Source organism: Bacillus sp. ILBB4, from assembly GCF_035064545.1.
Classification (GTDB): Bacteria; Bacillota; Bacilli; order Bacillales; family Bacillaceae_H; genus Priestia.
The window spans coordinates 246,788-273,254 of record NZ_JAIQVD010000002.1; the positions used below are offsets into that span (position 1 = coordinate 246,788).

24 protein-coding genes and 1 riboswitch are annotated in these 26,467 nt (G+C 38.0%); of the genes, 4 read left to right on the top strand and 20 right to left on the bottom strand.

The features are described 5' to 3' along the window. Window positions 1-8 precede the first annotated feature (8 nt). Complete coding sequence (gene dppA, locus LAV82_RS07495) at window positions 9-833, bottom strand: D-aminopeptidase DppA (RefSeq protein ID WP_029324155.1); 825 nt, start codon at window positions 831-833, stop codon at window positions 9-11. A gap of 252 nt (window positions 834-1,085) precedes the next feature. Here dppA and LAV82_RS07500 point away from each other — a divergent pair, with 252 nt between their 5' ends. Further along, a complete protein-coding gene (locus tag LAV82_RS07500; protein WP_499715831.1) occupies window positions 1,086-2,381 on the top strand; it encodes a purine/pyrimidine permease in 1,296 nt (431 codons plus the stop codon). Between the two features lie 30 nt (window positions 2,382-2,411). On the opposite strand, the gene LAV82_RS07505 is transcribed toward LAV82_RS07500, so the two are convergent. The 3 genes from LAV82_RS07505 to LAV82_RS07515 form a co-directional block, all read right to left on the bottom strand. Beyond that, on the bottom strand, window positions 2,412-6,617 hold the full coding sequence (locus LAV82_RS07505) for a tetratricopeptide repeat protein (protein ID WP_499715832.1): 4,206 nt from the start codon (window positions 6,615-6,617) through the stop codon (window positions 2,412-2,414). 167 nt (window positions 6,618-6,784) lie between these two features. Further along, window positions 6,785-8,026, bottom strand: a complete 1,242-nt coding sequence (gene bcbE, locus LAV82_RS07510) for a bacillibactin exporter BcbE (protein ID WP_013056177.1) — start codon at window positions 8,024-8,026, stop codon at window positions 6,785-6,787. A 302-nt stretch (window positions 8,027-8,328) separates the two neighbouring features. After that, window positions 8,329-8,616: a hypothetical protein gene (locus tag LAV82_RS07515; RefSeq protein ID WP_013056176.1), complete on the bottom strand. Its 288-nt coding sequence runs from the start codon at window positions 8,614-8,616 to the stop codon at window positions 8,329-8,331. A gap of 277 nt (window positions 8,617-8,893) precedes the next feature. Here LAV82_RS07515 and cspD point away from each other — a divergent pair, with 277 nt between their 5' ends. Beyond that, complete coding sequence (gene cspD, locus LAV82_RS07520; RefSeq protein ID WP_013056175.1) at window positions 8,894-9,097, top strand: cold-shock protein CspD; 204 nt, start codon at window positions 8,894-8,896, stop codon at window positions 9,095-9,097. Window positions 9,098-9,156: 59 nt separating this feature from the next. Here the strand turns inward: cspD and LAV82_RS07525 are convergent, their stop codons facing one another. From LAV82_RS07525 to LAV82_RS07535, 3 genes are read right to left on the bottom strand one after another with little or no spacing between them, the layout of a single operon-like run. After that, on the bottom strand, window positions 9,157-9,429 hold the full coding sequence (locus tag LAV82_RS07525; RefSeq protein ID WP_029324153.1) for a DUF2564 family protein: 273 nt from the start codon (window positions 9,427-9,429) through the stop codon (window positions 9,157-9,159). 56 nt (window positions 9,430-9,485) lie between these two features. Further along, window positions 9,486-9,668 carry a zinc-finger domain-containing protein gene (locus LAV82_RS07530; RefSeq protein ID WP_013056173.1) on the bottom strand — a complete coding sequence of 61 codons (183 nt, stop codon included), beginning with the start codon at window positions 9,666-9,668 and terminating at the stop codon, window positions 9,486-9,488. A 29-nt stretch (window positions 9,669-9,697) separates the two neighbouring features. Continuing rightward, entirely contained in the window at window positions 9,698-10,351 is a 654-nt protein-coding gene (locus LAV82_RS07535; protein WP_041816515.1) for a ribonuclease H family protein, read from the bottom strand. 219 nt (window positions 10,352-10,570) lie between these two features. Here LAV82_RS07535 and LAV82_RS07540 point away from each other — a divergent pair, with 219 nt between their 5' ends. Further along, window positions 10,571-10,969: a reverse transcriptase-like protein gene (locus LAV82_RS07540; protein ID WP_013056171.1), complete on the top strand. Its 399-nt coding sequence runs from the start codon at window positions 10,571-10,573 to the stop codon at window positions 10,967-10,969. A gap of 6 nt (window positions 10,970-10,975) precedes the next feature. Here the strand turns inward: LAV82_RS07540 and LAV82_RS07545 are convergent, their stop codons facing one another. From LAV82_RS07545 to LAV82_RS07590, 10 genes are all read right to left on the bottom strand, one after another. Next, a complete protein-coding gene (locus LAV82_RS07545; protein ID WP_211078122.1) occupies window positions 10,976-11,251 on the bottom strand; it encodes a DUF6123 family protein in 276 nt (91 codons plus the stop codon). Between the two features lie 61 nt (window positions 11,252-11,312). Further along, window positions 11,313-11,774 (bottom strand): divergent PAP2 family protein, encoded by a 462-nt coding sequence (locus LAV82_RS07550; protein WP_013056169.1) that lies wholly within the window; start codon window positions 11,772-11,774, stop codon window positions 11,313-11,315. Window positions 11,775-11,904: 130 nt separating this feature from the next. Continuing rightward, a complete protein-coding gene (locus tag LAV82_RS07555) occupies window positions 11,905-12,219 on the bottom strand; it encodes a hypothetical protein (RefSeq protein WP_013056168.1) in 315 nt (104 codons plus the stop codon). A 105-nt stretch (window positions 12,220-12,324) separates the two neighbouring features. Continuing rightward, complete coding sequence (locus LAV82_RS07560) at window positions 12,325-12,582, bottom strand: DUF2533 family protein (protein ID WP_013056167.1); 258 nt, start codon at window positions 12,580-12,582, stop codon at window positions 12,325-12,327. Then, on the bottom strand, window positions 12,579-13,352 hold the full coding sequence (locus LAV82_RS07565; RefSeq protein ID WP_211078123.1) for a nucleotidyltransferase domain-containing protein: 774 nt from the start codon (window positions 13,350-13,352) through the stop codon (window positions 12,579-12,581). Before LAV82_RS07565 ends, LAV82_RS07560 begins: the two co-directional genes overlap by 4 nt. A gap of 5 nt (window positions 13,353-13,357) precedes the next feature. Beyond that, window positions 13,358-16,975 carry a dynamin family protein gene (locus LAV82_RS07570; protein ID WP_499715834.1) on the bottom strand — a complete coding sequence of 1,206 codons (3,618 nt, stop codon included), beginning with the start codon at window positions 16,973-16,975 and terminating at the stop codon, window positions 13,358-13,360. A 384-nt stretch (window positions 16,976-17,359) separates the two neighbouring features. Continuing rightward, complete coding sequence (locus tag LAV82_RS07575; protein WP_013056164.1) at window positions 17,360-17,917, bottom strand: isoprenylcysteine carboxyl methyltransferase family protein; 558 nt, start codon at window positions 17,915-17,917, stop codon at window positions 17,360-17,362. Window positions 17,918-17,922: 5 nt separating this feature from the next. Continuing rightward, on the bottom strand, window positions 17,923-19,008 hold the full coding sequence (locus LAV82_RS07580; protein WP_013056163.1) for a type III polyketide synthase: 1,086 nt from the start codon (window positions 19,006-19,008) through the stop codon (window positions 17,923-17,925). Window positions 19,009-19,232: 224 nt separating this feature from the next. Continuing rightward, the gene (locus tag LAV82_RS07585; RefSeq protein WP_013056162.1) at window positions 19,233-19,775 is read right to left on the bottom strand and encodes a GNAT family N-acetyltransferase; all 543 of its coding nucleotides are present in this window, start codon (window positions 19,773-19,775) and stop codon (window positions 19,233-19,235) included. 396 nt (window positions 19,776-20,171) lie between these two features. Next, complete coding sequence (locus LAV82_RS07590) at window positions 20,172-21,596, bottom strand: NAD-dependent succinate-semialdehyde dehydrogenase (protein ID WP_499715835.1); 1,425 nt, start codon at window positions 21,594-21,596, stop codon at window positions 20,172-20,174. 130 nt (window positions 21,597-21,726) lie between these two features. Between LAV82_RS07590 and LAV82_RS07595 the strand changes: the two genes are divergently transcribed. Continuing rightward, window positions 21,727-22,587 carry a LysR family transcriptional regulator gene (locus tag LAV82_RS07595; protein WP_055988981.1) on the top strand — a complete coding sequence of 287 codons (861 nt, stop codon included), beginning with the start codon at window positions 21,727-21,729 and terminating at the stop codon, window positions 22,585-22,587. Between the two features lie 127 nt (window positions 22,588-22,714). Here the strand turns inward: LAV82_RS07595 and LAV82_RS07600 are convergent, their stop codons facing one another. From LAV82_RS07600 to LAV82_RS07610, 3 genes are all read right to left on the bottom strand, one after another. Next, a complete protein-coding gene (locus tag LAV82_RS07600) occupies window positions 22,715-24,025 on the bottom strand; it encodes a nucleobase:cation symporter-2 family protein (protein WP_013056158.1) in 1,311 nt (436 codons plus the stop codon). A 1-nt stretch (window position 24,026) separates the two neighbouring features. Then, window positions 24,027-24,620 carry a xanthine phosphoribosyltransferase gene (locus LAV82_RS07605; RefSeq protein WP_013056157.1) on the bottom strand — a complete coding sequence of 198 codons (594 nt, stop codon included), beginning with the start codon at window positions 24,618-24,620 and terminating at the stop codon, window positions 24,027-24,029. 103 nt (window positions 24,621-24,723) lie between these two features. Continuing rightward, window positions 24,724-24,825, bottom strand: a riboswitch (purine riboswitch). Window positions 24,826-24,922: 97 nt separating this feature from the next. Then, the gene (locus tag LAV82_RS07610; RefSeq protein WP_211078126.1) at window positions 24,923-26,440 is read right to left on the bottom strand and encodes a carboxypeptidase M32; all 1,518 of its coding nucleotides are present in this window, start codon (window positions 26,438-26,440) and stop codon (window positions 24,923-24,925) included. Window positions 26,441-26,467: the final 27 nt, after the last annotated feature.

Here is a 26,467-nt window from a genome sequence, read left to right on the forward strand (position 1 = left end):
CCCACCTTCTAACAGAATGTTGTGCGCGTAGCTAATTCAGTCATAACAAGCATGGCCTGATAAGCTTCTAAAATATCTTTTGCTTGAAACCGAACGGTCGTCGTTCCAGGCTCAATTTCTGTTCCCGGCATTAAATGCGCCCACTCTGCTTGACCATAATTTGCAAATTCTATTCGTAAGGTTGGATGTTTAGGTGGATTTAAAGGTTTAACAAGGTGTTTGTGTTGAATAGCTGCGGCTGTTTTTTCTTGAAGTAATTGTTCTGCTTTCTTAGGGGTTAATGTTTTGGCTGCAGAACGTGAAATGGCCTGTTTGACGATAGCGGTCGTCACGTTTGGAATAAGCTGCTGTGCTTCCAGCGCCGTTTGGTCATCACCGGCTACCATTAAAACTGGCACGCCGTAATAGCCTGCGACGTATGCGTTGAAGCCTAACTCTCCAATATTCGTATCGTCTATGTACATATTGCGAGCACCAAATATCATTGAATGAGACATGACACCAGGCATGGATGCTTTAGCATGATACCCTAGAAACATAGCACCATCAAAAGTCTGATCTAATCCCTGTACCATTGAATATGGTTTTACGCTCCCTGAAATAAGCTGAGTTTCTGGATGAAGCCGTTCAACAAGGAGATTATTCATACTCGAATGACTGTCATTTACCACAACTTCTGAGCACTTTTCTCTAAATCCTGCATAAATTACTGCATTTGCTTCATCCGTCATTATTTTGCGGCTTCTTTCATAATTTTCTTTCTGTCGCAGAACATTTGTGTGATCGACGAGTCCCGTAATTCCTTCCATATCAACCGACAGGTATAGTTTCATTTGTCTTATTCCTCCTCCTTCCTTGACTGTTAGTCAGTTCATTATAAATTATTCTTATGTTTATAATTTATAATTGTAAGAAAATTATAAATTATCTTTCTTCTTTTTACAACAATATATTGAATTTTTTGACACTTTATTCATCTTCCTTTTAACAAGATATCGCTTACAAATTGGAAATCCCATGGTAAAATAATAGAGCAGCCTGTTGGTTCATTCAGCCGCTCGTCGGCATTAATTGAGGTGTTAAGAATGTTTCGAGTTTCCATTGCTTCACTACAATGGTTTTTATTTATGATTTCTAATAGTATGATTGTTCCTATTGTAATTGCTTCTCAGTTTCATTTAAACGCAGCGGATTCTATTCAATTTTTACAGCGAACGTTATTTATTTTAGCTTTATCCGGGCTCTTGCAGGTATTTATAGGGCATAAATACCCAATCATGGAAGGGCCAGCTGGCGTTTGGTGGGGCGTCTTTTCTCTGTATGCGAGCCTTGGAACCGTTCTGTTTGGTTCTCACTCTGAAACGCTCCGCGTGCTGCAGTTCACCCTCCTTATAAGCGGGATAATTGCTATTTTGATGAGCCTGCTTGGTCTCATTGATAAACTAGCAAAATACTTTACCCCGACAGTTACCGGTACATATTTAATTTTATTAGTGACGCAGCTAAGCGGTTCCTTTTTAAAAGGAATGTTTGGCATTACAGAAATGAATTCAGCTATTAAACTTCCAATTGCGCTGGCTTCAGCTGCGATTTTGCTGCTGACTTTTTATTTATTATCGCACGGGACGTTAAATAAGCTTAGCATTATTATTAGTATTGGTGTAGGCTGGGGATTATTTGCAATACTAGGGTTAGCTAAACCTATCGAGTTTCAGGCGCAGTTATTTTACATACCTAAAGTGTTCGTATTTGGAGCTCCTCGCGTTGAATGGAATATGGTTGTTACTGCTTTTTTTGTGACGCTCATTTTAATTACAAACATGCTCGCTTCTATTCGTGTTGTTGAGTCTGTTTATAAGCACAAAGGAGAAAAAATTGAAAAAGACAATATTAAGCGTTCCGGGATGGTTTCGGGTATAAGTCAGCTGCTTGGAGGATTGTTTTCAGGTGTCGGTGCCGTTCCTATTTCAGGTTCCGGTGGATTTATTTCAGCTACAAATCTTTATAGCCGAGTTCCTTTTATTGTAGCATCGTGTCTTTTGCTTTTTCTGAGTATCTTTACTCCTTTAACGTCCATTATGTCCGCTCTTCCTCCTGCCGTCGGATACGCGGCAATCTTTCCTGTTTTTACAGGTATGATGGCTCTTGGAATTGGAGAATTCAAGCATGCCAAACAGCCCGAAAAAGCAATGAAAAAAGCCGGTATTGCGTTGCTGTCGGGGATAGGGGTTATGTTTTTGCCTTCTCAAGCTTTTTCAACACTGCCTCCTTTAGTTACTACGTTTTTAAGCAACGGATTAGTTCTTGGCACCATTATCATTCTTACACTGGAAATTTCCGAATCCATTTCTTTGAAAAGACAAGGTGCAAAAGAGGGATAAAAAAAGAAGCTGAAACCCAGCTTCTTTTTTTTACCTTCTTACCGTTAATCCTTTTAGTTCATTGTCTTCCATAGCCATTTCATAAAATTCTCCCGTTTCATCGTGCGCTAAAACATAATCCAACTCTTCCTGAGCAGAAGCAGTTTTTCCAAGAACAGCTAGATAGCATGCCAAGTTATAGCGAATAAAAAGATCTTCGTCTCCACTTTCTACTCTGGTTATCATAAGCGAAGCTGCTGCTTCCGTTTCACCTTCTAAATGATACGCGATACCTAAATCGGTATACATCCCTTCATACTCTTGACGCTGTTCAATCGCTTTTTGAAGAAGCTGAACAGTTTCATGATAACGTTCCGTTTTATTATATAGTTTTGCTAATCCTGCATATATGTCAGGCTGATAAATCTCCTGCTGAAGTAATTCTTGAAAAGCTGCCTCCGATTTTTCTACCTCTTCAAGGCTACTCAAAATAAATGCTCGGTATATCTGCAAATCTATATGATATGGCTGCTGTTCAAGAAGTTTTTGAACTATGTTTAGCGCTTCATGTGCAGCCTGTTCATTTTCATGGATATTAACGAGTATATTGGCTAAATGATAGGCAACATCAAAATCCCAGCTTTGATGCAGCGATTTTTTCAGCACGGTGATGCTATCTTCAATCAATCCTTTCTCTTCGTAAAAAGCCGCAAATGCATGCACAGCCTCTTTATTATTCCGATCCGTTTTTATAGCCAGTTCATACAGTTCAATCGTTAAGCCAAGTAGCGTAACCGTTTTTGCTTTTGCTTTGAACTTTGCTAAGCTTCGTTTGAAGATAGATCCTTGCTGCTCTTCTACGATCGAATCGGCATACTCATTTAAAGCCTCCGCTGCGTTTTTAAACAGCATGCTTTTGCTTCGTTTTTCCATTTTTATCTTTTTTAAATTTGCCGTAAGCCCGGACAGTTTTTTTCCATTTGGAAAGCTAGACATGAACGTTTGAAATAGAGCGTAATCTTCCGGATCCTCACTTAGTAGCTCTGTAAGAATTGTTCTAGCTTCTTCATATCTATGCTCCATGATGAGCCATTTTGCCTGATGATGGCGAATAGCAAGATTCTGTGGATCTAGTTCAAGCGCCTTCTCTAAATACGTTTCAGCCTGTGAAATGTCTCCTTTTAGGCGATACACATGAGCTTGGCTGTCAGCGAGCCATTGGGGCAGCACAATTTCCTCTAAGCTTTTTAATACCTCTAACAGCTCTTCATACTCTTTCTCTGTTTCACAAAGTGAAGCTGCGTGCTCAACGTTTACTTCCATAGGATTCAGCTGTATCCATTGAAGCAGCCAATTCCTTTCAGCCGTTCGATTTTGTTCTTCACAAGCCATTTCGGCAAGCTTCATACAAGCGGCTTCAAATGTTTTATCAAGAGTTAAGCATTTTTGGAAGGCCTCTTTTGCTTCAGTGATGCGATTCATTGATTGATATATTTCACCTAACCGATAATATGGCAAAGCATCTTGCTTGATATGAAGCGCTTGCTGATAAAGTTTCTCACTTTTTGTTAGCTGCTTGGCTTGTTCGTATAATATACCTAAATAGCACATGTACAAAATCTCATTAGGGTGCTCTTGATGTTCTCCAGTTAAGAACTTAATTCCACGAGTCAGTAAAGCCGTGTCTTCTAAATAACTCGTATATGCTTCTAACACTTCATCTAGCGCTGTTTGAGCAAAATGAATTCCTTCTTCATAAAGAGCAAATCCAAACTCTATCGTTTGGTTGTCTAGCTTCTTCTCTTTTGCTGCATCTAAAAGCATGCTGCCTGCATCCAACATGACATCGCTGTTCGATGAAAACTTCTGCGCAATAAGCGTGAGCGTATCAACGGCCGTTAAATGTTCATCTGTTTCTAGATACGCATAAGATAAGCCCAAATACATAAGGGCATCTTCTTCTATTTTTAAGCCTTCTTTATACAGAGCAATAGCTTCTTCGTACCTTTGATTCGCGACGTATAAATCGCCTAGTCTTCCTCGAATTGTCATGTCGCTCGGGAGATGCTTCATGCCTTCTTTGAGATAGCTTTCAGCTTTGTCTGTTTTTTCTAGTTGATATTGTAGCAAATCAGCTATCGAAAGATATGGATAAGGGACAGTCGGCAAAAGCTGTTTAGCTACTTGAAATCCCCGGTAAGCTTTACGAAACTTTTTTAAATGTTCATCACAACGGGCTCTTTCAAACCAGCTGTGCGCATCTTTTGGGTGTTCTTTTAATAACGCGTCGAAAAGATTTCTGGCTTCTGCGTATCTTTCTTTCTCCATTAAAATAAGTCCGTGATTCATTTGTGTATAAGATTCATCGCCATACATATTTAAGGAAATAGTCGAGCATTCAAAAGCCTTTTCGAGGTTTCCTTTGTACATATATGCAAGTGCTAAATAGCTCCAGTTCAAGTGCTGCTCTACGTCTAATTGCAGCGAGCTGCGCAGTGCTTCAACAGCCTCATCATATTTCTCTTCATCCAGCGCAATTCTTCCTTTAAGATAGTGATAAAAAGAGCTATGCTTTTTGTTATCTACGTGGTGTAACAAGGAAGATGCTCCCTTACTGTCGTCAAGTTTAAAAAAGGCATATGCGGCGTGAAGCTTAAGATAATCGTGATTGCTATATTTCTCTAATACATGATTAATACACGTACGAATATAGGCTTCATGCTCTTTTCTGTACAAATGCTTCATACTGTAAATAGAGGCAAATGGAACATGCTCATTTGCTTTTAATAAAGAAACGAGATCGTTAATGTGTGCCTCTTCATCCGCTTCAACTAGTTCGATTAAGTCATACAGCTGACGAATAAACACATCTTGCTCTTTAGAAAGTGAAGCGAGATCCGCTGCCGCTTTAGAAGCAACAATTGATAAAAACCCCGAATTAGCGTAATGCTGATCAAAATTTTTATATTCTACATACGTTGGACTTAGAAAATTAGCATCCTGTACATGAAAAAGTTCAAGTTCATCATCATAGCCAAATACAACTTGAACGTGGGAAGCTTGTTCAAATTCCAGACTGACCAAAATAGGCAGCCCTTTGTCTAATAGTTCTTTAAACTGTTCAACTGTGCCTGTAAAAAACATCGCTGCAAAGCCAAGAGATTCAAAGTAGCTCACCGCAGTTGACAGTTTGGATCCTAAGCCTCCGTAAATACGCGTTCCAATCTCATCCTGTGTTTTTTCGGTATGTAAAAGCCTTAACATCATACTCATACTGGCTGGCACGCAATAATTATCTTTTTGAACAATTGGTACAATAGGAAGCTTGATTGTACTGATTTTATCGTCTGTATGCTTTCCAATTAATTTTTGATAAGGTGAATCTTTTAAACATCGCTTAGTCGAGAGCAGATGCGTAAGCTGAGATTGCTGCTGCTGCTCAAAATAAATGTCGGCGCGCAGCAGCGTAAAAAAATCTTGATAATCGTGATAGGGTAACTTTGAGTCGATAAATTCAATGGTTTCAAGCAAGAGAGAATACTCTTTTAAATCTTTTAATCGCATCACTTTATCCATATATAAAGACGGAAGCTGTGGATAGCGGACAATAGCCTCGTTAATTGTTTCAAGCGATTGTTTATGCTTCCCCTCATACGCATATAAATCTGCGAGCATTGCATAGCAAAAATCTCCATTCTCCTTATATGTCGTTCCTTCTTTTAAGCAGGATTCAGCTTTCATTCTGTCGTTGAGCTGCAAATAAAAATATCCCCATCTGTCAGCCATACCCTTTTGATTATGTGACGTTACTTGTTTCATCCACTTAGAAGCTTCATCCACTTGTTTCATTTCTAAAAGAATTCTTACCTTTAAAAAATAGATTTTCTCAAGCTGTTCCTCTTTAACTGATTCCGTATCCAGCTGAGAAATTAATACAGAAAGTCTATCATCAGCGTCGAGTATCTTGCCTTCTCGCAGGAGATCATCACAATAAAGAGTCACCATTCGAATCGAGCCAAATCGACGATAGCCATATGTCGTTAACATTCGACTTAAACGATTTAATAAAGCTTCATCACAAAAGCGGATAAGCTCGTACAGCTCTTCTTCCGTTTGTAAGTTTGTTAACCATTCTTTCACAATCCCCGCAAGGCTCTTTGATTGAAGGCTTTGTACTTCTTCTGTTATATACGCTACAAGATCAAATATTTGATAATGATCCACCATGCTTTTTAATTTCTGATAATTTATACTCAATTCAAAACCACCTTATTCAATAAAATAAGAACTATTGCATCTGCTGTCTATAAATTGAAGTATAAGAAATTTCAAGGATTTTTTCTAGACACAATATAAATTTAAGCATATTGACGGGTCTTTAAATAGCAAAGAGCTGTCTTTTATCATAAGACAGCTCCATAAAATCACACTTCAGCTTTCTTCAGTTTTACGCCGCCTTCAGGTTTTGGTTTGATAGCTTTTAAAACTAAAATGGCACCTACTGCACTAATCCCTAGAGACGTTTGGAACACAGCCATGTCCGACCACTTCATAAGCAATGTATAAAGAGGAGGGCCAGCTGCTACTCCGACAAAGCGCATCGAACTGTAAAGAGACGTAATGGTTCCTCTCTCTTCCTTTTCAATTCCTTCTGTAATAAGCGCATCAAGACTAGGAAGAGCTGCTCCAATTCCAATTCCACCAAGCACTAAAGTGAGTAAAATACTAAAAAGAGACGTATTAAAAAATAAAATGATGAAAGAACACGTTAACAATAAAAAGCCAAAAAAAGCAGACCACTTCATAACGATTTTATTGTTTCCAACTTTTTTCCCCGCCACAAAAGAAGAAATAGATAAAGCGAGCAAAGGAATAGCCATCACTAAACCTTTTTTCGTATTCACAATATGATAACGCTCCTCTAGTATGGTCGATAGGTAAAATAAAACACCGAATAATACAAGCATAATAATGGCGCCTAAAATAAAAATAGCCATAAGCCATCCAATATTTTCTTTGAGCGTTTTCTTCAAATCCTTCAAAAACTGCGTAATACTTTTCTTTTTTTGTTCAGATTCAGAAGAACTATCATTTTTCGGAACTTTTACTAAAAAGATAACCAAAAGAATCGAAATAAGGCAAAGAATAGGAATGAACCAAAAAGGAAGAAACCAAATCATAGCCGCTAAAAAAGCTCCCAGTATTGGGCTTAGTACTTTCCCAAACGTATTAGCTGTTTCAATTAAACCTAGTCCTTTTGTAATTTCTTGCTCGTCTTTGAACATATCTCCTACACAAGGCATCACAACAGGCATAGCTCCTGCTGAACCTATTCCTTGAATCGCGCGGCCAATTAAAATAACCCAGAAAGGATTGGCCATTTGCCATGAAGCCCAGCCTGTTAAAGCCCCTCCTGCTGCAGCAAGCAGCAAACTGGGAATAATAATTTTCTTGCGGCCAAATCGATCTGATAAATAACCAGCAATCGGGATTAAAAAAATAGCGAAAATTGAGTAGACCGTGATAATCATGGATACCTGCAGCGAGCTTATCTGTAGACGTTTTTCAATCACCGGCAATACCGGAATTAACATTGAATTTCCGAGGGTCATGATAAGTGGCACAGAAGCAAGAGCAAGTAAATCCAATTTTTTTCTACTTTCCATAGCGTCCTCCAAACCTTACTTCTAATTAACGTCACAATCACACGTTTTTCAATTTAAGCTTTATAACACCTCTCGTGTTCATTGATTTTAAAGCTTAACTATCTCATTACATAAGATGATGTGTATCTATATTTTTTAGCTAAAAAGGTGATTGCTATTCATGGTTTCACTGTTCTTCTTTAATTTATTGAACTTTGTTATTTATCCCTGTTAATACTTGTAAAATCGCATATTTTTAATCCTATATATGAAGAAGCGTACGAGTATCTCCGTACGCTTCTTCATATATAGGTGTTATCTTGTTACACTACTTCACCTCGATGACCATCTCCATCATACATAAACTGTTTATCAATGATATGTTCGATATATATGGTTGTCAAATCACTTTTTTTCACTTGAGCTACAATTAATCCTAACGGATCGCCAATGGTGAAGCTTGTTCCATTTTGAAACATTAGCAGCTGCTCATTTAAATGCAATACTCGCTTATAAATTTGCTCTTTCTCTAGGTTGCTGCGGCTCTTTGCTGCTTCGAGCGTTGAAAATAACAAAATGATTTCTTTTCCATTTACTTGTGTACGATACATACACGACCCACTCCTTATCACCGCTTTAAAATTATGCTGACTATACTTTTATTATAAACTAAATTTTCAGTTATTTTTCATCTCATAAGAAATTTTTTTAGTTATATTGGTACTATGTCCACGTTAAATAAAAATTAAATTTTCAGAAAAGTTAAATTTTAATGTTGAAATTTTATTTCTTCTTATTATATAATATAAACAATCATTTACCTCTATTGGAAATGATAATTCGAGTTTCAGCAGCATGAGGCTGCACAGTACTAGGGGGATTCAAGTTATGCAAAATGGTAAAGTAAAATGGTTCAACAATGAAAAAGGCTATGGCTTTATTGAAGTTGAAGGCGGCAGCGACGTGTTTGTACATTTTTCTGCCATCCAAAGCGAAGGTTATAAATCCTTGGAAGAAGGACAAGAGGTATCTTTTGAAATTGTAGAAGGCAATAGAGGCCCGCAAGCCGCTAATGTCACTAAGCTATCATAAATAGATCTTTTTATTTTATAGTAAAAGAGACTCTTTTCCGAGTCTCTTTTTTGTTATACCTAGCGTTTGGCCTCAGTAAGCTGCTGTTCACATGTTTGAATAGACTGCATGCACTGCTGAAGAAATTGCTCGTCTACTCCTGTGCCATGAGCTTTGGCAGATTGAAGCTGTGCTTTTGCATCATTAAGCGCATTCGTTGCCTCTTCAAGCTGCTGGGGACTCATACTCATCGTAGCTGTCCCAATCATCTTTTGAGCAGATTGAATAGACACTTCTACTTGCTTTAAATCATTATATCCTGTTGTTACTTCTTCATTTAAAAACTTATCCATTGAAAGAACACCTCCATATGGATAGAATGAAGCTGCTGCCGGCAAATTATACACGCTTACTTTTTAGTCAGCAAATCTCCATACTGCTTAATTTTTTCTCCTACGGTACACTCTTTAATACAAAACGTCTGAGCGTATGTTTTGCCCTTTTCTTTATTAAACGTTTTTTTTACAAAACAATCACTACAGTAGTAATCCAATAACTCCGTTACTTCTTCTAATAATTGTTTACGTTCCACTCTCGTTCATCTCCATTTCGTTCTGTGTGTTACACTTGCTTCCTGCTAGCAATTGGTATCCCTTGAAGAGCTTGAGTAGCAAGCTGGTCAGCCTCTTCATTTTCCTTCCTTGAAATAGGCTCATATACAGGTCGGATACCAAGTTCCTGCATTTTATCTTCTATTCGATCTAAGTACCGATTAAACTCTTCTTCGAAACAGGGCCACTCCCCAGCCAGCTGATTTAATACAACCTGAGAGTCACCTCTAAACGTTACAGGTATATGATGAACACCAAGTTCCTCAAGCACTTGTATTAAATAATAAAAAGCAGCATACTCTGCCTCATTATTTGATTCAATCTCTTGCAACCTTGAGTTGCGTCGTATTCGGTAAGAGTTGTTGTTCTGTTTAAAATAAATCACAACCCCAAGCCCCGCTAAGAGCGTATCATGCTCATAGCCTCCGTCAAAATATGCAACAATATCGTGAGGCTCTGTCTGTACTTCCTGTAAGAGCTTTTTCGCTTCTTTTACAGTCCATTTTTGCTGTTGCTCATCAAGTAGAAAAATTTCCTTCGTTCGACCTGTTTTTTCTAAATCACCCACAATCATTAGCGCCTCATTCGCATCTGTGAAATCGGATGTGAAAATTAACTGTTTATGTTTCGAGGATTTATAATGCCATTCAATTTGGAAATTCATAACGAGCATTCCTTTCATCAGCAATTTTGAATTCAACACTTTTTCTGCTTTTTTGTATTTTATCTTCTATTATGTCTTTTCATGACAGTTTTCTTACCTAATAAGCGGATTTTAGCGTTTATACGTGCTAATATAAAATAGCTGAAGTACTTATGATACAATACTATTGATGAAAAAACATGGTTTAAGCTTATATTGTTTTAACAAGGAGGCTGTATGATGATTGAAGTTTATATAGACGGAGCCACTGCTGGCAACCCTGGTCCTTCTGGAGCTGGTATTTTAATTAAAGGAAATGGTGAACATCATCGTTACGCTATTGCTCTTGGGATAATGACGAATCATGAAGCAGAGTACCATGCACTTCTTCATGCATTAAAAATTTGTTTAGAAAAAAAGTATACGAGCGTATCTTTTCGAACGGACTCTCAGCTAGTAGACCGCGCAATGAACCAAGAATACGTTAAAAATAAAGCGTTTGCTCCTTTACTGGAAGAAGCCCTCAAATTGTCCAGTCAATTTGAGTTATTTTTTATAAAGTGGGTCCCTAGCTCTCAAAATGCAGGTGCTGATCAGCTGGCCAGACAAGCCATTAATCAAAAAGAAGCAGGAATGTAATCCTGCTTAAATCATACCTGATGACTTTAAATATTGAATGGCTTGTTTTTGATTGCTAATACGATTTGATGTCAAATTCTCGAGGAGCGATACAAAAAAACTGCCGTCAAATTCTTTTTGTACTTTTAGTGTCCATTCAATTGTAAATATGACCATCTCGTCAGCTGCACGCGTATACTGCTGACCAAATGAAATAAATCCACGTGCATCTTCTGCTAAATGAAAGCCTTTTTCTCCAAGATAAAGAAGATACTCTTCAACGGTTTGAACTGTTTTTGTCACTTTTTCGTCCCATCCTTTTGCAAAGGTTCTTCTTTATCTTAGCTTACTTTTGGCTATTTGACTATGATTTCCCTTCTAAAAAATAGCCAATTGCTCCAAGTGCTACTCCTAAAATGGCTCCGCCAATCACTTCTTCGGGCTGATGCCCAAGCATTTCTTTCAAGCGCTGTTCCGTCAAATCGTGAAAGCCTCCGTCTGGAAGACCCGCAAGCTTTTCAATTTCTTCATCTAACGTATTCACTTTAATAGTAATTTCGCCAGTCTGCCTTCGAATTCCTTGTGCATCGTACATCACAATAATTCCAAAAACAGATGCTAACGCAAAGTCAATCGTAGAAACACCTCTTTTTAACGCTACATAGGTAGCCAAAGAAGATACGCCGGCTGAATGAGAGCTGGGCATTCCACCCGACGCAGCAATCATCCGCATATCCCATTTTCCTGTTTGATACTTTTTAATTGGGATTTTTAAGGCTTGGGCTAAACCGATTGATGAAAGAGCAATGACAATTCCTTTATTCATATTGCTTCACCTCATCTATAGTTTGCGATGGATTGACATCTCGTACCCAAGCAAATATTGCCCAACAAAAAACGCCGGGCTAATCTGCTGACAGAGCAGACTAATCCCGGCGCTTTTGGAAACAGTTCTGTTATTTTTTACGCTTTTTTTGTGCAGCATTATTCATTTTGGCAGATTCAACTTCAGCATAAGAGCCGAATTCTTGGCCATATTGATTATTTGCACTTTTATTAGCTTCTAACTTCTTGTTAACAGAATTGTTTTGGTTTTGTTGCACGTTGAACTCAGAAGCAAACTCCCCAGCATAAGTGTCATTTGCACTTTTTGCACGCTTTGCTTTTTGAGCCTGATTTGCTTTAAACTCAGAAGAGAACTCTTGGTTATAATTATGCTTTGCATTGTTATTCGCTTGCGCATTTTTATTACCTAATTTTTGACGACCCATCGCTATCTCCCCCTATTTGTACCTCGTTGGTACACTATTAGTATGGATCAAGCGGCACGTCATATCCTGTTCAAATTAAGGTAAAAACACCAGAGCTTAGCACGTTTATATTCTTGCTACGTACTCTTTAACCATTTCTTCTGTCACTACTTTACGGCCTGGAATGATGGTATATTTTTGAGACAGCTCATTAATTTCTGCTGTTACAGCATTAATACCGTCTACAGAAAAGGGTTTCCCTTCTTTGCAAAGAAGCACAGCTGCTTCAATAGCTTGCTCGCGTCGAGCTTCTAAACTGGCAAAAGTACGTACTAATTCGTGTTGTTTTTTAGAATGTGCTGAAATTTCTTTATGTACACTCATGTTCGTTCCTCCATTATATTATGCTGAGTTAGTAAAAATAAGTTAATGTCCTCATAACTGATTTGCTTTTCCGGTAATTCTTTTAAGCTTTTTTCTATCGCTGCAGTTTCTTTCTTAATGCTGTCCAAAAAGTTTTTCATCTTTTCATTAAAAGCAACTTTCCCGCTTATCTTGCACTGTACAAATTGCTCAATGATGGATTGCTGCCTATCGTCGAGATTTGCCTGCTTACATAAATCGGCAAATAAAATGACAGGGAAACTGCGCTGCTTTACTACTACTTTCAGTGATAAAAATGCACGAATCAGTTGAAGCATCACTTTTATATCCTCTATTGTAACAGAAGATGTCAGATTTCTTTTACTATTTATCGTTAAAATTTTAAAATAATGATACCCCAGTGCTTTTAAGGAATATGATTGAGCCATCATTTGCCGCAGTGGCTCAGCAAACGATGGCTTCTGATAATAAACAAAAGGCGACCATAGCCACTCATAAAGCGAAGGGTTTGATTTTGTAAACAAATAAACGGTTTTGTACAAATCCCACCCTTGCATATCATAATTGCCTTCTGCTACATTAATGACCTCTTGAGGTCTATTGAGATGAAGATAGCATGATGCTTTATACTTGTATATAAAGCGGACGTCAAAATCACTCGCTGACGTGTCGAGTCCATAAGCACGGCTGCCTGATTCACATGCAAACAAAATTTCTACATTATATTCTTTTTCAATTTCCTGTAAACGTTTATTTATGTGTGTAGACATAAAAATTAATGACCCTTTCTTTCCTCCAATACATGTTCTAGCACCGTCATTGTACTTACCAACTCTTGAATTGGAAATTCTTCAGACACGGCCGCTTGCAGCTGTTTGTAATAATCATACCATTCTTCAGATACAGACTGTTTATGCGCTAAAGCGTACTGATTCACTAAATGGGTATAGTGTGAATGAAGAGCGGCTTCTTCTTTCGCAATGTAGTGATTAACATCCGGCTTAATACGTTCTAGTAAAGCAGCGTGAAGCTTTACTTTCTCATTTTTTTCAAAAAAGCTTTTATTGTTTTTATACAGTGAAAGCTCTTTTTGATACGATTCATTCTCATCAAATTGATGACTTGTCACAACTTCACTGCCATTTGGAGGCTCTAACGAGTTCAACGTTGGAGTAAACGTCGGTTCATAGCGCTGTAGCTTTGTAATGATCATTCGATGCCAGTCTTCGATTAATTTTACGATGTATTTTTCGATTCGCAAAGTGGTCGCACGCACTTCTTGCGTTGCGTCGAAGGAAATAGACGTTAACAGCTCCTGCAAACACAGGCGCAGTTGCTTTTGCTTTTCACCTCGATCATCCCTTAAGTTTGCCGGACTGAAGGCTTCTTTAAAGAAGTCATCGTACCTCACAAACAGACGTTTTTTTACATAAAATAAAAGCTCTTCTAATTCTCGGTCAAACTGCTGTTGTTCATATTCAAAATGAATTTCATGCAGTTTTGCTGCTACCTGCTCATTTTTTATGTGAAGAGATTGAATGTATCGCTTTTTATCCACTTCTGATTTTGTTTGCACCTGTTTCATTTCATTGGCAACTGCTAAAATTTGTTCGAAATCTGCATAAACACTTTGGATAGCCAGCTCTGGTAATTCATAATTTATGAAGCGGTAAAACGCATTTTTGAATGGCAGAAACATTTTATCCTCGTGGTTTTGCAAAGCCTGCAAGCTTGATACCGGGTATAAGCGCGGAAAGCGTATACCGTACTGTTCAAGCTGCTCTTTTACGTACGTTTGAACTAACTGCAGCTCTGTATCCGAACTGGCTAGGTCCGCTGCATTTACTAAGAAAAACATTTTATCAAGCGCAAATACATCTTTTACACGGCCAAGCTGAATAAGAAATTCGCGGTCAGCTTTTGAAAACGCATGATTATAATACGTTACAAATAAAATGGCATCTGCATTTTTGATATACTCAAACGCTACTCCCGTGTGTCTCGCATTGATTGAATCAGCTCCGGGTGTATCAACGAGCGTAATGCCTAAGCGAGTAAATTCACAGTCATAATACAGGTTAATAAATTGAACAAAACACGCTTTTTCTTCTTTGGCTACATAATCATGAAATCCTTCTGTATCCACTACTACTTCTGAACCGATATGCTGCTTGACTTCGCCGTAGCCTTTTTCTACTGCCTGTAAAAACGACAAATGCAGCTGCAGCTCTTCTGTTGCCTGCAGGGTTGGAATAATTGTTAGCGCTTCGTCAATTGATTCTACTTCATGATGAAACAGCTTAAGTGCACCATTTAAATCTTGGATCATCTGCTCGTTTGTTTTCATTTGCACAACAGCTGTTTTATGCGGCCGTTTTTCTGTTGGAGGCATAATTTTATTGATGGTTGCTGTTGTTGGATTCGGAGATACTGGAAGTAATCTTTCTCCAATCAACGCATTAGCAAAAGATGACTTACCGGCACTGAATGCTCCGAATAAAGCTACGGTAAACGTTTGATTTGATAGCTTTTTACGCTTTTCTTGAAGCCTGTTAATAAAGCGGTCTAGCTTTCCAAATGAACGGAGCTGTTCGAGAACAGCTGATACATCTTGAAGAACCTTTTCTGTTCCTGTTTTATGCACAGCTTCCTGAGACTGTGAAACTAACTGCTGCTCACTTACAGCTTCTTGCTTTTCTTCAGCTTTCATGATGCCCGTTTCATATTCTTCTTGTAACATATATGACAACTCGTTTGTATCTTCTGCCGTTAGGTCGTCATCAGTTTGCTGTAAAGATTGAAGCAAAGCTTTTGTACGTGCCAATTTTGCTTTCATTTCCTGAAGAGATGTATACGCTTCTTCAAATACTTCACATTCCTGCAAGTGTTGATAAATTTTTTCACGCATTACTTCATCTTGCTCGATTTTGCTCTGTTCGATTTGCGCATAAAGCTCGTATAATAATCGCGTCGCTTTTTTCTTAATATGATCGGCTACATCTTTTGCGTACGTTAAAACATAATCACCATTAATCGTAGCTCCTGCCTTTACCGTTTCAATTAAATCATGCGGCTCTAACGGGATTTCAAACTGCTGAACCTGGCGTATAAGATCCGGGTCGGTAAGATTTTGATTTTTCACCAGCTCTTGCACATATTGCTGCAAGTGCCACTGCAGCTGAGAGGCTGCTCGTTCTTTCATATCATCAAAAAATAACGTCAGCCGCTCTTTTTTTACTTCCTCGGTCTTTTTCTTAGCAAATAAAAGACCTACTTTAAAATCAGGCTTTGTCGTTTCTAAAAACAGCCTAGCTTTTTCTCTCATTTCATATGGTGTTAAATTGGCGTTGCTTAGTATCTTACCTGTTTCTTGTTGGTACGTTTCTGCTAGCTGCTTTTCAGCACGCCTCATTTCCGCTTCTTTTTCGAGAAGCCGCTCTTTTTGCTGCTTATTCATTTCATGGTTCTCAAGCGTCAGCTTATGGCGCAGCTCGTCATGAATCGTTAACTTTTCTTCTTCTTGGTCCTCAATAAAGGCAAGGTGATCGTCAATTAACATTTGCATCGCATGTTGAATATGCTGATGTCGGTTTTCTTTTTCCGTCATCATAGCAAGTAATAGAGATTTTACGTACGAAAGGTCATTATGACGGTTGGTTGGCTCTTTTAACGACGTATAGAAGATTCCTTCTGGTCTCACATTCCACTTTAAAAATGACGTTTCTACAGATTCTTTAAATGCTTGAAATGTTAGCTGATCTTCTTGGTGTTTATCGATTTGATTTACAATTAAATAAAGCGTTTTATTAGCTTCTTGCAGCTGTTTTGCAAATTGAAGATTTAATTCTGCCTGCACATGATTATAATCCATCACGTAGAAAATAACGTCCGCTAAGTGAAGAGCTGACTCGGTCGATACACGATGCGCATCATCTGTTGAATCAATTCCCGGTGTGTCCATCACCACAACACTTTTAGGAATAGCATCTGTATCTATCGATAAATGAATGGACTCTACTTCATCTCCATCCACAGCAAACTGCTTAATTTGCTCATACTCATAAGGCGCTTCATAACGCACCGGCCGCTGTTTGCGGTAATAAACGGTTGCATGCTCATCCCCAGCTTTTACTGATACTAAGTTTGCACTTGTTGGAATAGGACTTGCAGGCAAAATTGCTTGCCCCATTAATTCGTTAATCATGCTCGATTTTCCAGCCGAAAAATGTCCGCAAAATGCTACAACAAATTCGCCGTTCACCCACTTTTTTAACAGCTGTATTGCTTTTGCTGCCTGCTGTTCATCTCCAGCTGCTTGAAATTGCTTATGTAAATGAAAAAGAGATGCTTCCAATCGGAGATTTTCTTGATGTTTCACACTCACTTTACCCATTATTACTCTACCCCTTTTGCCTCATTCAAGACTGTATTTAAATGTTCTCTATCCATCTTCATTTCTGCTTATTCTTTCTCTATTTTACTTGATTCGCATGCGTTTTCCCATAAAAAACTGAATTTTTAGTTACAAAAATAATAAAAAAAGCTGTCAATAATTTGACAGCTTTGCATCGTACTTTTTATTCATCGCATGTATGTTACGCCTTTTGGGCTTTTTCAATATTTTTCATTACATACGTTGTGACGCCAACATATGTAGCAAGTGCTCCGATCACAAAAAGACTAACCATTACGTCCACCACCGTTTCTACTTGATGAAATTGATAATCTTTATCATTTGTTTTATCTTATCATGAAAGATAATCATTTTCAATTAGTTTTAAGATTTTTTTACAGGAAAGAAACGTCCCCTGTTTTGCATCACTTCGCCGTAATTTGTTTCATTCGTTAACGCTTGCTCTTCTAAGGGAATTCTGACGGCTAATATACACAAATTGAAAACAGAAAAAATAGCTAACGTCCAGTATGCCTGAAACATAAGCGGAACTAACACCAATTCTGCCGCTACTACTGCATAGTTAGGGTGCTTCATAAAACGATAAGGACCTCTTAGCACAACCTTCGCATTAGGCAAAACGATAATTTTTGTATTCCAATACTTTCCTAACGAAGAAATAGCCCATATTCTTGCAAGTTGCACAAGCACAAAAAAGCTAAACAACAAAAAAGAAAAGTGATACATTCCATCGTTTAACACATACACTTCCGTAAAAAGAGCAGCAAAAAAAGCGGCATGCATGCTTACCATCCATTTGTAGTGACTTTGACCAGCTTCGTATGCTCCCTGCTTCTTCATCCAAGCTTCATTTCTTTTGGCAATAACCAATTCACATAGACGCTGTAAGATAATAAATACAAAAAAGCTATAAAAAAACAATCGCTTTACCTCCACTCTAATAGAAGCATTTCAGAACTAAATCCAGGGCCAAGAGCTGTTAATAAACCGTATTCTTTACTCGAAATTTCTTTCTTCATGAAGCGGTCTAGCACATACAAAACGGTTGCCGAAGACATGTTTCCATGGTTTTTAAGTACATCTAGGGAATCAGCAATCATATTTTCGTTTAACGACAGCGTTGATACATATGCTTCAAGCACTTTTTTTCCTCCAGGATGAGCAACAAAATGCTTCAAATCCCGACTGGTCAAATGCTGTGTTTGTAAAAATGACTCAACTTCTCCGCCTAACCACGAATCGATAATCGTGGGAATATCTTTTGAAAAGACAACAAATAGTCCATCATTTTTAATCTCCCACCCCATTACATCTTCTGAATTGGGCATGAGCGTCGATTGTGTATGTAAAATGTAAGGATAGCTTTTTGCAAGGGCAAAAGTGGTGTCAGCTTCGTCACCTGCGACTAAAGCAGCCGCTACTCCATCAGCAAATAAAGATGTACCGATTAAGTTGCTTTTTGAACGATCATTTCGCTGAAAAGTTAAACTGCAAAGCTCAATGGATAAAACAAGGACTTTGGCACGCGGAAAGGCTTTGCAATACTCATAAGCTCTTGAAAGCCCAGACGCTCCTCCAGCACACCCTAATCCCCAAATAGGAATTCTTTTTGTATGGTCTGAGAACGCAAGCTTATTCATAATTCGCGCTTCAATGCTAGGCGTAGCTAAGCCGCTTGTTGAAACATAAAAAATAGCCTCAATTTCTCCACACGGCAAAGGGGTACTTACATAGTTCTTATTTGTTAAGCAGTCTTCAATTGCTTTTGTACCTAATTCAACAGCAGATTCTATAAAAGCATCATTCTTTTCTTCGAATGTATGATCTTCTTGAAACCAAGATAAGTCTTTGGCAAAATTACGTTTCTCAATTTGGCCATTTTGAAAAACGGTTAGCAGACGATTAATATCTTTAAACGATTCGGAAAAAAGTTCTTTTGCAAATAGCAGCGTGTCTTGCTGGGTTAATTCATAAGGGGGAACTCCAAATCCAACTGAGATAATCTTTGGCATACACTTCACCTCTTTAATTGCGTTACATTTAATATTTGTAATAGCTGGGGATTTATTCAATTCTTTTTTAGTGGAATGGAGGCGAAACACAAAAAAACTTTCCTGTAACTCAGGAAAGTCTACGTTTTGAAGAAGTGTATGTTTGTTGTGCACTTTTATTATAGCGCAAATAATCTGAATGTACAGATACAATTTATGGATTGACGAAAATAAGTGCTTATTTTTTATGAAAAGAAAATGGACATATAGATTTCATCTACATATTCATTGTTGAAATAAGCTTGTTCTTTCATAACGCCTTCTTGTTCAAATCCTACCTTTTTATACAATTCGTATGCCACTTTATTCGAAGCAAACACAGTTAAAGAAAGTTTATGAAGATTATTTTCTTTGCACCAGTTTAGCGTATAATTCATAAATTGTTTTCCTATCCCCATTCCCTGTGCTTTTGAAATAAGCCATGTACGGAAGAGCCCCGTGTGGCGCTTCATTTTAATTTCGCCTCTAAGAACACGTGCAATTCCAAGCACTTCACCTTCGACTTCAGCTACAACGTACATGTGATTGTTCTTTTCTACTGATGCAATAAAATCTTGCTCTTCTTGGACTGTGCGCGGCTCATCTTTTTGAATAAATTCCCCAGCCTCAATAATTTCTCTTACCGCTGTTGTAATATGCTCCGCATCACTTGCCTGTGCGGGGCGAATAGTGACTTCACGTCCGTCTTTTGCTTTAAATTTCACTATGTTTTTCTCTGCTGTAATCATCTATATCAACTCCTATATTTTTCACTATTCATTACTACTATTTTGGTTCTAGCTTGCGTAATTTATCAGTGGTAAAGTTCTGCTTTTCATTTCATCTAACAAGCAATCATGTGCATTTGTTGTATTACCCATGCTTTAAACAAAGCTAAACCATTTTTGAAATATTTATTCTTGCACAGACATCCTAGAAATGCAATTAATTGCGTTAAAGAACTATTATTCCAAATTTTCTTTACAAAAGTTCATAAAAAAAGCTGGGACACAACGAAACACATGAAAGCTACGTCCATCTTAACAACAAAAAAATACGAACTAACAACCAATAATTTTGATTATTAGTTGCTAGTTCGTATTTCACTTCGAATAAAATATTTTTGTCCCAGCCTCTACTTTTTATTAAAGTCCCATTGAGATATATTTTACTTCTAAATAATCTTCAATGCCGTAATGACTTCCTTCACGTCCAAGACCACTTTCTTTAAAGCCGCCGAATGGAGCTTGAGCTGCAGATGGGGAGGCGTCATTTACTCCTACAATGCCGTATTCTAACTCTTCAGATACAAACGTTGCTTCTTTAATGTTTTCTGTAAATACGTAAGCGGCTAAACCATAAGGGCTATTGTTTGCTCGTTCTACGGCTTCTTCTACTGTTTTGAATGTTGCTACAGGTGCCAATGGTCCAAACGTTTCTTCAAACATGCAATTCATGTCATCAGTTACATTTGTAATAATTGTCGGCTCCATAAAGAAACCGTTTTTAGTTGTTATAGCTTGTCCGCCAACCACAACTTTAGCTCCTTTGCTTTTTGCATCCGCAATTTGTGCTTTTACTTTCTCAACCGCTTTGTCGTTAATTAACGGTCCAACTTGTGTACCTTCTTCTAATCCATTTCCTACTGTTAATTCCGCCGTTTTTGCTGCAAATTTTTCAACAAAAGCATCTGCAATGGATTCTTGTACATATACGCGGTTTGTGCAGATGCACGTTTGACCTGCGTTGACAAACTTAGAAGCAATTACGCCGTTTACAGCAGCGTCTAAATCTGCATTTTCTGTTACGATAAACGGTGCGTGACCGCCTAATTCCAGCGATAATTTTTTCACAGTATCCGCAGCACCGCGCATTAAATGTTTACCAACCGCTGTTGAACCAGTAAATGTTAATTTTCGGATGCGTCCGTCTTTTTGCCATGTGTCGCCAATAGCTGCTGCATCTCCAGTAACAACATTGATCACACCTTTTGGAACTCCCGCTTCTTCTGCGAGCTCTACTAAACGAAATGCTGTAAATGGTGTTTCTTCAGATGGTTTGAGAACAATTGTACATCCTGCTGCAAGAGCTGGGCCCACTTTACGCGTAATCATTGCTGCAGGGAAGTTCCATGGTGTAATAGCTGCTACAACGCCGACAGGCTGTTTTTTAACCGTAATACGTTTATGCGTATGATGAGCTGGAATCGTTTCACCGTATACACGCTTTCCTTCTTCAGCAAACCAAGCAATATAATCATTCCCATACTGCACTTCACCTTTTGCTTCTGCAAATGGTTTGCCTTGTTCCGTTGTCATAATTTCTGCTAGTCCATCTTTATGATTTTCAATTAGTTGATGCCATCTCATTAAAATAGCACTGCGCTCTTGAGCGGTTCTTTTCGACCATGTTTTAAAAGCTGCAGCCGCTGCATCAGCGGCAAGTGCTGCTTCCTTTGCGCCTGCCTTTGGAATTTGTCCTATAACTTCTTTTGTTGCTGGATTAATCACATCAATTTTCTCTTCAGTTGTTGTCCATTCACCGTTAATATATAGTTTGTTTGGATACATCATTCATCCTCCTAGTTGTGTGAATTTCTTTGTGCTGTGTTAACTACACTATATACACTAGCATCTTCATTGATTTATGAGAACTTCCCTTCTATACTATGGGTATAACAAAAGGTTATAGGTGATAAATATGAAAACAGAATGGCTTAAGTCTTTTATTGAAACAGCCAAAACAAAAAGCTTAAGCAAAGCAAGCGAACAGCTGCATATGACGCAGCCTGCACTTAGTAAGCAAATGAGAAAACTAGAAGAAGATTTAGGAGTAACATTATTTATTCGCTCCGCTACAGGAGTAGAATTAACCTCAGCAGGTGAAATTCTTTTACAGGAAGGTGAATCCATACTATCAAGCGTTCATGCTCTTCAAAAAAAATTAGTGTCTACGCAAGAAGCTTGTGATTTAACTATCGGAACGTGGCAGAGTATGGCTGCTTTTTACTTACCTTATCAGCTGGCTTCTGCTGAAGACCACAATCGCCATATTGATATAAAAACCTCGCATCACTATTATGATTTGTTAGAGCAGTTAGAAAGCAATAAAATTGACGGGGCTTTATTTGATGATCGAGAGATTCAACATACTTACTGGTCAAAACTATTGTTCAAAGAAGACTTTTATTTATTTGTGAATGATCAGCACCCGTTAGCCGAAAAAGAAAGCGTATCATTTGAAGATTTCAAAGAAGAACCCATTGTAGTTCTCCCCCCAGGGTGCGATGTTCGGACACTAGTAGAAAAAGCGTACAATCGTCATAACTTAAAGATTCCCATTGCCAATGAAATTGAATTTGCTCAAAGCATTATGGGATTTATTTCAGCTAATTTAGGTATTTCAATTCTACCTGAAATTTTTATGCGCCATTTACAAAGCTCAAACATTAAAGCTTTACCCATCACAGACTTCAAATTCAAAAGAGAAATTTCATTAGTGGCAAAAAACCCTGACGTGGGAAAAATGCTTTATACGCTGTTTTTCAAAACACGATCTTAATAGGAAAGAGAAACAAATTAGATGAATGATCTACTATGGATCGCTTGTTGCACCATGACAATGAAAAGATCCGAACGATTAATCGTTCGGATCTTTTCAACTAAAATACTTTTGTTTTAGCCTCTTTTTATTTCGATACTACTTCATTTGTTAACTTTGTTTCTGCAACTTGCGTACGTGGTGATTTCATCATATTAAAGACAATGTTTAAAAAGATTGCTGTAAAACTCCCCATTACAATACCGCTTCCAGTAAGAACTTGAAGACTCTCTGGTAAGTTTTTGAAGAGTTCAGGTACAACCGTCACCCCTAGACCCATACCAACCGAACATGCAATCACAAGAAGGTTTTCTTGTTTTGCTAAATCAACTTGACTAAGGATTTTAATACCTGAAGAGATTACCATTCCAAACATAGCTACCATTGCTCCTCCAAGTACAGAGCTCGGGATAACTGTCGTCACGGCTGCGATTTTAGGTAGGAAACCCAAAATGATTAAAATTCCACTCGCTGCAAATACAACATTTCTTGTGCGAACACCTGACAACTGTAAAAGGCCTACATTTTGAGAATACGCTGTATAAGGAAATGCGTTAAAAAATCCGCCTAATAAAATCGCCAATCCTTCTGCACGATAGCCTTTAGATAAATCTTTTTCATCCACTTCTTTTTTACAAATATCACTAACGGCAAAATAAACGCCTGTTGACTCGACAATGCCAACAAGTAAAACAAGGAACATTGTCAGAATGGCCATAATATTAAAAGTTGGCATCCCAAAGTACAGCACATGTGGCATATGAACCCACGCTTCTTCTTTTACGCCGGAAAAATCAACTTTCCCCATAAAAGACGCAGCAATTGTTCCAACAACTAATCCTAATAAGACAGAGACCGATCGCATAAACCCTTTTGTAAATCGATACAGAACAATAATCAATAGTAAAACGCCAAAACCTAAACCTAAATTGCTCAAGCTCCCAAAATCTTTACTTCCTTCTCCTCCGGCTAAATCTTTTATCGCTACGGGAATTAACGTAATTCCAATAATCGTTACAACCGAACCTGTAACTAAAGGAGGGAAAAACTTAACTAATTTACCTAAAAAAGCAGAAAGAAGGACGATGAGTAAACCAGCGACGATAATAGAACCATATATGGAGGAAACGCCGTAAGAACCTCCAATTGAAATCATAGGTCCTACGGCAGTAAACGTACACCCTAATACAACTGGAAGACCAATTCCAAAAAAACGATTTTTCCATACTTGCAGTAGCGTTGCCACACCGCACATAAATAAGTCAATCGCCACTAAATACGTAAGCTGCTGCTGAGTCAAGCCAATGGCTCCTCCAACAATAAGCGGAACAACAATCGCACCTCCGTACATAGCTAAAACATGCTGTAAACCAAGTGAAAAGACTTTTCCTTTATTCATATTAAACCTCCACTGTTGGTTTATCTTCAACAAATGTCACTTTACCATTTGATAAAGACTGAATGCGTGCTAATGATTCTACTTTAACGCCTGATTGACGAATTTGTTTTCCTCCATCTTGGAACGCTTTTTCAATAACAATACCAATGCCGCCTACTTTAGCACCTGCTTTTTGCACGATATCCATCAAGCCGAATGCAGCTTGGCCGTTTGCTAAAAAGTCATCAATAATTAAAATCACGTCATCTTCTTGAATAAATTTATCAGCAACTGAAATTTCATTTTCTTCTTTTTTTGTAAATGAGTATACTTTTGATGTAATGAGTCCGTCTTGAAGTGTTAAAGATTTTCTTTTTCTAGCAAACACCATCTCAACATTTAGCTTCAATGCGGTCATAATCGCTGGAGCAATTCCTGATGATTCAATCGTTAAAATCTTCGTAATTCCTGCATCTTCAAAACGCGAAGCGAATTCTTCTCCAATTTCTTTCATTAATACAGGATCCATTTGGTGGTTTAAAAATGTGTCTACTTTTAAAACCGTGTCCGATAATACGATACCATCTGTTAAAATTTTGTTTTGCAAAGCTTTCATAGTTCGTTCCTCCAACGTTTGTATTAAAAAAGCTCAAAAACATAGCTGCACTCGTATATGAGTAGAGCAATGTCTTTGAGCTTTTACGCACAAAAGTGAAAAACAAACTTCATCGCTCACCCATAGTCAAACTATTTACGGTAGTTTGGTAGATACTTACGAGCCTTATTCTCGTCATTATATGAGTGCGTTATTGAGTTAATTGTATTATATCAGCAAATCTTTTATTTGAAAATATCTAAAAACGATATTTTCGAACATTTACTTGTGATACAAAACATAATATTCGTTTATAGCGCCTTTTATACGTGATAAATTTCTCCATATTTCTTTTCTAGATACTGAATTAAATAATCTACATTTAAGCCTTCTCCCGTTACATCGTTTAAAATTTCAAGAGGCTTTTTCATTTTTCCGTATTGATGAATATGTTCTGTTAGCCAATTTGTGATCGGCGAAATTTCTCCTTTTTCGAGGAGTTCATCATAATTGGGCAAGTCTTTTAACATGGTATGCTTAAACTGCGCTGCGTACATATAGCCAAGAGCGTAGGAAGGGAAGTACCCAAAGCTTCCTCCGGCCCAGTGTACATCCTGAAGCACGCCTTCTCCATCGTGACTTGGACGAACTCCTAAATATTCTTCGTATTTCTCATTCCAAATTTCCGGTAAATCTGCAACTTTATATTCTCCGTTTATTAATCCTTTTTCAATCTCATAGCGAATCATAATATGAAGAGGATACGTTAACTCATCTGCTTCAATACGAATAAGCGACGGTTTCGCCTCATTTACTCCTCGGTAAAAATCTTCTAAATCTACATCGTCAAATTGTCCCGGCGCATGCTTTTTTAGTACGTCGTAATGATGCTGCCAAAATGCTTTATTTTTCCCGACAAACTGCTCAAAAAACAGCGACTGTGATTCATGAATTCCCATTGAAGTACCTTCACATAGAACCGTACCGACAAGATCCTTTGAAATATTCTGCTCATATAAAGCATGGCCGCATTCGTGAATCGTTCCAAAAATAGCCGTTCGGAAATCGTTTTCAGCATACTTAGTCGTGATGCGCACATCTCCCGGGTTTAAGCCAGTAGCAAAAGGATGGACTGTTTCATCAAGTCGCCCCGCTTCAAAATCGTAGCCAAGCGTTTTTAACACGTCTAGACTAAATTGCTTTTGCGCTTCTTTTGGGAAAGTACGGAATAAAAATTCCGTATTTGGCTTTGTATTCGACCCGGCGATTCGCTGAACAAGAGGCACAATATGCTCCCGTAGCTTTCCAAATACCTCGTCTAAGATTTCAACCGTCATCCCCGGTTCAAAAAGGTCTAATAAACGGTTATATTTGTTTCCTTCATACCCCCAATACTCCACAAACTTCTGATTGAAAGCTACAATTTTTTCGAGGTACGGTTGAAATAAAGCAAAATCTGCTTTTTCTTTTGCGTCTTCCCAAACCGACTCAGCTTTTGAAGTTAATGTAACGTATTCTTTATATTCATGCGGAGGAATCTTTTTATTTAAGTCATATTCTTTTTTACATTCTTCCACTGCTTTTTTCGTAATATCGTTTATGTAAGGCTGTGACTCAGGGGTCGTTAATTTCTCAATAAAACCTGCCATTTCATCAGAAACAGAAAGATTGAACGCTTCTGATGACATCATGCCAATAACTTCAGAACGCTGATCCGCCCCTTTTTTTGGAGCACCCGTCCTCAAATCCCAGTACATCACTCCGATTGCCTCGTGATAACTTTTGATTTTATTCATGTATTCATAAAACTGTTTCTCAATTTTCTGTATGTCTTCTCTCATTGTTTTTCCTCCTTACTTTCCTTATTT